Annotated in this window: 8 protein-coding genes; 1 reads left to right on the top strand and 7 read right to left on the bottom strand. The window is 65.4% G+C overall.

Annotation, left to right across the window (positions count from 1 at the left end):
• Positions 1-118 precede the first annotated feature (118 nt).
• From IVB46_RS26620 to IVB46_RS26590, 7 genes are all read right to left on the bottom strand, one after another.
• Positions 119-1072, bottom strand: a complete 954-nt coding sequence (locus tag IVB46_RS26620) for a ribose-phosphate pyrophosphokinase (RefSeq protein ID WP_028151562.1) — start codon at positions 1070-1072, stop codon at positions 119-121.
• Positions 1073-1265: 193 nt separating this feature from the next.
• Positions 1266-1880, bottom strand: a complete 615-nt coding sequence (locus IVB46_RS26615) for a hypothetical protein (protein ID WP_063985559.1) — start codon at positions 1878-1880, stop codon at positions 1266-1268.
• Positions 1881-2000: 120 nt separating this feature from the next.
• Positions 2001-2933 (bottom strand): MerR family transcriptional regulator, encoded by a 933-nt coding sequence (locus tag IVB46_RS26610; protein WP_247315433.1) that lies wholly within the window; start codon positions 2931-2933, stop codon positions 2001-2003.
• Between the two features lie 72 nt (positions 2934-3005).
• On the bottom strand, positions 3006-3773 hold the full coding sequence (gene pgeF, locus IVB46_RS26605) for a peptidoglycan editing factor PgeF (protein WP_028157994.1): 768 nt from the start codon (positions 3771-3773) through the stop codon (positions 3006-3008).
• Positions 3770-4888 carry an SAM-dependent methyltransferase gene (locus tag IVB46_RS26600; protein ID WP_247315431.1) on the bottom strand — a complete coding sequence of 373 codons (1119 nt, stop codon included), beginning with the start codon at positions 4886-4888 and terminating at the stop codon, positions 3770-3772. Before IVB46_RS26600 ends, pgeF begins: the two co-directional genes overlap by 4 nt.
• Before the next feature lie 21 nt (positions 4889-4909).
• Positions 4910-5755 carry a prolipoprotein diacylglyceryl transferase gene (gene lgt, locus IVB46_RS26595; RefSeq protein ID WP_247315428.1) on the bottom strand — a complete coding sequence of 282 codons (846 nt, stop codon included), beginning with the start codon at positions 5753-5755 and terminating at the stop codon, positions 4910-4912.
• Positions 5756-5769: 14 nt separating this feature from the next.
• Positions 5770-6501 carry a dienelactone hydrolase family protein gene (locus tag IVB46_RS26590; protein WP_247315425.1) on the bottom strand — a complete coding sequence of 244 codons (732 nt, stop codon included), beginning with the start codon at positions 6499-6501 and terminating at the stop codon, positions 5770-5772.
• A 167-nt stretch (positions 6502-6668) separates the two neighbouring features.
• Here IVB46_RS26590 and IVB46_RS26585 point away from each other — a divergent pair, with 167 nt between their 5' ends.
• Entirely contained in the window at positions 6669-6929 is a 261-nt protein-coding gene (locus tag IVB46_RS26585; RefSeq protein WP_071909564.1) for an accessory factor UbiK family protein, read from the top strand.
• Positions 6930-6934 lie beyond the last annotated feature (5 nt).

Here is a 6934-nt window from a genome sequence, read left to right as displayed (position 1 = left end):
TTCGAGAAGTCTCCACGGGGGCGGTGAGAGTGAGACTCGCGGAGAGTCCCCCTCACCGGAATTCAGGCTTCGCTTGAATTCCGGCCTCTCCCCGCACGCGGGGAGGGGCGAAGAAAAATCAGTCGAACAGGCTCGACACCGACTCTTCCGCCGCGGTGCGCGCGATGGCGTCCGAGATCAGGCTGGCGATCGGAAGCGTGCGGATGTTCGGAGCCTTGGTCACCGCCTCCGTCGGCAGGATCGAGTCGGTGATCACGAGCTCCTTCAGCTTCGAGCCCGCGATGCGGGCGGCCGCGCCGCCGGAGAGCACGCCGTGGGTGATGTACGCGTAGACGTCCTTGGCCCCCTTGGCGATCAGCGCGTCGGCCGCGTTCACCAGCGTGCCGCCGGAGTCCACGATGTCGTCGATCAGGATGCAGGTGTAGCCGGCGACGTCGCCGATCACGTTCATGACCTCGGATTCGCCCGCCCTCTCGCGGCGCTTGTCGACGATCGCGAGCGGGGTGTTGATGCGCTTGGCAAGGCCACGTGCGCGCGCCACGCCGCCGACGTCAGGCGAGATCACCATCGTCTTCGAGAGGTCGAACTTGTCCTTGATGTCGCGCACCATCAGCGGCGCCGCGTAGAGGTTGTCGGTCGGGATATCGAAGAAGCCCTGGATCTGGCCGGCATGCAGGTCGAGCGTCATGACGCGGTCGACGCCGGCCTGCGTGATCAGGTTGGCGACGAGCTTGGCCGAGATCGGCGTGCGCGAACCCGATTTGCGGTCCTGCCGGGCGTAGCCGAAATAGGGCAGGACCGCGGTGATGCGGCGTGCCGAGGAGCGGCGCAGCGCATCGGTGATGATCAGCAGTTCCATCAGATGGTCGTTGGCGGGGAACGAGGTCGACTGGATGACGAAGGCATCCGAGCCGCGGACGTTCTCCTGGATCTCGACGAAGATCTCCATGTCGGCGAAGCGCCGTACCACCGCCTTGGTCAGCGGCAGGTCGAGGCCTTGCGCGATCGCCTGCGCGAGAGCCGGGTTTGAGTTGCCGGCGACAAGCTTGATGGAGCCGTTCTTGGCCGACATGGACGCTTCCTCCCGCGCTTTGCTGGATACGACGTTCAACATCAGAGAATACCCACTGGAAGCACGGTTACGACGGGCGAGGAAATATCAGGCCGGGGCCTGCAATGGCAACCCGGCATGCTACGTTTTCCCTCCGAAATCCTGAGTCGGGCCAACGGTTTGGCCGCAACTTGGGGCCGTGGTTTCGCGGGGGTTATCGCTCGGCGTAGCCGAGCGCCGAGGCCGGCATCTCGGCCGCCGGAGCCTCCGGGATCACGCTGGCCACCGCCGGGCCCCGCAAGCCGGGAACAGTGCCCGGCGCGTCCGGGGTTCCGTTGATCATGTTGGAAAGTCCGCTGAATCCGGCCTGGGCGATCTTCCGCAGCACCAGGTCGTCGGCGGCGCCCCAGGGATCGCGGCCGCCCTTGGCGGCGGTCAGTTCCTCGCCGGAGAGGCGCAATGCCCGCTGCTGGTTGGCGTCGTAGACGTCCCAGACCCAGGCGATCACGGTCTTGCCGCGCACGATTTGGGCGGAGAGGTAACTGCGCACGCGATAGGCAGCCGTTCCCTCGCGGGAGACGACGGACAGGCTGCGCAGCTTGGATTCGCTGTCGAGCACGCCGACCATGCGGTCGAACACCTGCGGGGGCGGCCCGTCGATCGATTCGAAGGCCACGGTCGCCCCTGAGCCGGCGCTCGGCGCCATCGCATAGGAGTTGGCGGCACCGCCGCCGCCGGCGCAGCCGCCAAGCGCGACCGCCGCCGCCAGCAGCATGACCGCCAGCACACGCGAACCCGCGCGGCCCAGGATGAATGACGCGTCCCTCATTATGGAGGGCAGCGATATCGTTAAAACGCATTAACGTCTAGGGCGGGAATGCTACATCGGCCTCTGGAGCGCATCGCGGCCGGGGCCGGTGGGCGACCCGGCCGCGCTGTGCATGCTCGCTCAGGCCGCCAGATGATGTCGCATCGCAGCCTGGATCCACACCCATTCCCGGTTTGGGCTGGCGTCCGGGGGCTGCCCTCTCATGATGGCCGCCAGTTCCCAATAGCGGTTCGCGCGAGCATCGTGCCGGACATATTTCGTGCGCATCCAGTTGCGGAAGCCGGCGTCGGGCTTCTGGTTCATCAGGCGAGCCGAGATCTCCAGCCAATCCCGCGCCAGCTCATTGGCTTGCGCGGATGACGGTTCAAGCCCCTGTTCGATGGCTTGCTTCGCCCTGAGCACTATGGCGTCGCTGGCTTCCTGACAGGCCTTCATATCGATGGCCTCGCGATCCCAGACATCACCGGCGTTGGCTCGCATATTGGCGATGAAGGAGGGATCGCTCAGGAGCGTTGCAAGCTCGATCCATGCGTCGCATTGCTCAGGCGTTGGCGCGTCGGGCAGTTCCGGGACGGTCGCTTCCACCATCTGGCGGACCCATTCCTGATCGATGTTGATGCCGTCGGACACTCTTTCAAAAAAGCGCTCAACCACGTTGCGTCGTTCCACGCGGGACAGTTGCGTCATGCTCCAAAATCTCCTCAGATCGGCTTCGGTGAGTTGCGGTGAACGCAACGCAGCCCGCAGCGCGGCGGCGACGCGGCGCTGAGCGGCGATCTCCGCCTCCAGCGCTTCGAGCCGCAGCTTCAGAGCCTCGGCAAGCGACAGCTCCTGGCGGAGGACCTCCCGGATCGCATCCAGGCCAAGGCCGGCATCACGGAGACAGCGGATGAGCTCCAGTCGGACGAGTTCGCTATCCGTGAAGACGCGGTAGCCGCTCGCAGTTCGGTCTGCCGGCGGCAACAATCCCTCGTCCGAATAGAAGCGAAGCTTGCGGACCGAGATGCCGCAGAGCCGTGCCGCTTCGCCGATGCTGTAGGTGCGTTGCTTCATTCCGCGTTTCTGCGGTTTCCAGCAGGTGGAGAGTCAAGGCCGTTTTGAAGCAGGAACGAAGCGACGGCCAGCTTACCCCTCGAGCGCGATCGCGTGGATGTGGCGGCCGTAATCCGGCTCCTTGCGATGCACCGAGCGGCGATAGCTGAAGAAGCGCTCGTCGGCATAGGTGTCCAGGCCAAGATCGTCGATCATCAGGATGCCGGCGGCCTCTAGCCGCTTCCGGATGAAGCCGGCGAGGTCGAACATCGCGTGTCCGGCGCGTACCGATGGGATGAAGAACATGGCGTTGTCCGCATCCGCCTCGATGAAGCGCGCCACGAACTCGTTGCCGACCTCGTAGCTGTCCTGGCGGATCAAGGGGCCGATCGCGGCGATAATGCCGCTGCGCGTTGCGCCGAGCTTCTCCATCGCCGAGATCGTCTGTTCCAGCACGCCGGTCAGCGCACCCTTCCAGCCGGCATGGGCGCCGCCGATCACGCGCGCGTTGGGATCGACGAACAGCACCGGCCCGCAATCGGCTGTGGAGACGCCGAGCGCGATGCCGGGTGTTTTCGTGACCAGCGCATCGCCTTTCGGCCGCGGTCCGCTCGGCCACGGCGCTTCGGCAACGAGGACATCGGGCGAATGGATCTGGTGCAGGCTGATGAAGCGCTCCGGGGCGACGCCGACATGCTCGGCCATGCGGCGGCGATTCTCCGCGACATGCGCCGGATCGTCGTTGGAGCCGAGCCCGCCATTGAGCGCCGAATAAATCCCGCCTGAGACACCGCCCTCGCGGGTGAAGAAGGCATGGCGCAGGCCGGGCACGGCCGACAGCAGCGACGAAGCAAGCGTCATGAGGCGCCTCCGGCCCGTTCGAGATCGCTGAGGCCGGCGATGCCGGTCAGCCGCGGTTCGGAGATGCCGAGCACCTTGAACATCGAGCCCATGCCGCTGCGCCCGGTATCGGTCAGGCGCTTGAGCGCGACCGAAATGTCGGTGGCGACGTCAGGCGTCGCCTTCTGCATCAGGGCGGCCGCGCGGGTATCGATGCCGACGCGCTTGAGGAAATCGCCCTGCGTCACCGGGCCGTGCACACGGGCGCCGACATCCTCGGCCGCGCGCGCCAGGGCCTGGAAGTCGACATGGGCGGTGACGTCGGCCTGGCCCGGCGCCTTCAGGGGATCGGTGAAGGTGTGGCGCGCGATCGCCTGGAAGGTGTCGCCGGCATCGCTGCGCAGATGGCCGTAGTCGATGATCAGCGCCGCGCCGTCCTGGTCGCGCACGCGCGTGGCGAGCTTCATGATCTCGCCGTCGGGCCGCCATTCGAACACGGCGCCGACGGGAGCGGCGCGCACCAGAGGCGGCAGCAGCACGTCGAAGCGCGGCGTCGGGTCGGCGGCCGCGCCGAATTGAAGCTTGCCGTTGGGATCGATCTCGATCACGCGCTCGTGCCAGCCGTTCTCGCGCTTCACCATCTGGCGGATCGGCAGCACGTCGAAATATTCGTTGGCGAGGATGATGCTCGGGCCTTCCGGCACGTCGTCGATGCTGTCGTGCCAGGCGATGTTGCGCACGCCCGCCAGCGTCGCACTCTGCCGCTCGCGCAGCACGGGATTGACCTCGACCATGTGGACGTGAAGCGCCTGGTAGAGCGGCGGCAGCACGCGCAGCGCGCGCAGGGCATCCGCCATCATGGTGCCGCGGCCGGGGCCGAGCTCGATCAGCCGCAGGAATTGCGGCGAGCCCATCTGCTTCCACACCGAGGCGGTCCACAGGCCCAGGAGCTCGCCGAACATCTGGCTGACCTCGGGCGCGGTGGTGAAGTCGCCTTCGCGCCCGAGCGGATCGCGCGAGACGTAATAGCCATAGCGCGGATGCATCAGGCACAGTTCCATGTACCGCCAGACCGGCATGGGCCCTGAGGATTTGATCAGCGCCCTGATCTCGTTGAGTAGCGGCTGTTCGGTCACGGTCTGTCTTCTCGAAAGGAATTAACTGATAGCCCCGGCGGGCTTCGGCGCGCCGCGCCTGATAGCCAATACAATAAGTATGAGGCCCACAATAAGCATCGGGATCGACAACAGCATGCCCATGGTTAATCCGCCCCAGAGGAAGCCGAGCTGGACGTCCGGCTCGCGAAAATGCTCGCCGGCGATGCGGGTCAGGCCATAGATCAGGATGAAGGCGCCGAGGATCATGCCGGGCCGCTTCAGGGCGCCGAAACGGATCATGATCGCGAGCACGGTGAACAGCAGGATGCCCTCCATGCCGGCCTCATAGAGCTGGCTCGGATGGCGCGGCAGCTGCGTCGGATCGTTGGGGAAGATCATCGCCCAGGGCAGGCTGGGGTCGGTGGGGCGGCCCCACAATTCGCCATTGATGAAATTGGCGATGCGCCCGAGCAGCAAGCCGACCGGGGCGACTGCCGTGGTGATGTCGCCCAGCGACAGGATCGAGATGCGGTTGCGATAGGCAAACCACATCACCGCGACGACGCAGCCGAGGAAGCCGCCATGGAAGGACATGCCGCCCTCCCACAATTTGAAGATCGCGGCGGGGTGATCGATGAAGAAGGGCAGGTTGTAGAACAGCACGTAGCCGGTGCGGCCGCCGAGGATGATGCCGAGCGTGACCCACAGGATGAAGTCGTCGATCTGCACCAGCGACATCGGCGCGGGGCCGCTCCACAGGCGCTCTGTCTTCAGCAGCGAGCGCGCATAGAGCCAGCCGAACACGATGCCGCTGATATAGGCCAGCGCATACCAGCGGATCGCGAACGGACCGATCTCGATGGCGATCGGCTTGAAGGCGGGAAAGTCGATGAGCAGAAAGGGCATCAGGCCTTCTAGACTTAAACGAGATTGCGGCGATAGAGCGCCAGCAGACGCTCCCAATGCCGCTCGGCAGCGTCGCGGTCGTAGACCGGACGCTTGGGGAAGGCGAAGCCGTGATGCGTGCCGGGATAGATCTCGACCTCGGCCTTGGCACCGCTCATGCCCTGCTTGACCTTCTCGATGACCTCGGCGGGCGCGTAGATGTCGGTCTCGGCGCAGGCGAAATAGAGCTCGGCCTTGGTCTTGCCTGAGGCGAGATGCGGGCTGTTGTCTTCGTCGGTCGCCAGATGCGTTCCGTAGATCGAGGCGGCGGCCTTGACGCGGTCGGCAAAGTGCGTGGCCGCGTTGACGGCGTAACGGCCGCTCATGCAATAGCCGACGGTGCCGACGATTTTCGTATTGGCAGCCGCCTGGCCCTCGGCATAGGTGAGCAGGGCCCTGGTGTCCTCCATGATCATGGGAATGTTGAGCGAGGCCATGAGCTGGAACATGCGCTTGCGCTCGGGTGCATTCGGATCGGCCGGCAGCGCGCCGAGCTCCATCACGCCGGAGCGGTAGTAGAGGTTCGGCAGCATCACGTAATAGCCCGAGGTGGCGAGCCGGCGCGCCATGTCGCGCAGCTCCTCGCGGATCGCCGGCGCATCCATGTAGAACAGGATGACCGGAAACGGCCCGCCGCGTTCGGGATGGGTGATGAAGGTTGCGGTGTGGCCGTCCTTGGTGGGAATCGCGATCTGCTGATCGATCATCTCGTGCGCCTTCTGATTCTTGTTATGCAGGGACGTTGAATACGATTGCAAGGAAACCGGGGCATGACAAGGATACCGCCGATCGGCTCTTGAACCGTTTCGCCCGGATTGCCATTGTCTTTTCGCGCGTTCGCGCAAAGTTTATCTGAGGCCGCCAGGAGACCGACATGACCCAGACCAACAACCGGTTTTTCGACGAGATCGGCCGCCTGATGAACGACGCCGCCGGTGCCGCCCAGGGCGTCAAGCGCGAGTTCGACACCGTGATGCGCACCCAGGCCGAGAAATTCCTGCGCGACATGGACCTGGTCAAGCGCGAGGAATTCGAGGCGGTCAAGGACATGGCCCGCCTCGCCCGCGAGGAGAACGAGGCCCTGAAGGCGCGGATCGTGGCGCTGGAGGCCAAGTTCGGCGGAACGCCGACGTAAGGCCG

The sequence above is a fragment of the Bradyrhizobium sp. 61 genome, from assembly GCF_023073075.1.
GTDB lineage: Bacteria > Pseudomonadota > Alphaproteobacteria > Rhizobiales > Xanthobacteraceae > Bradyrhizobium > Bradyrhizobium barranii.
The sequence above is the reverse complement of the archived record's forward strand: the minus strand, read 5'-3'. Positions and strand labels throughout refer to the sequence as shown.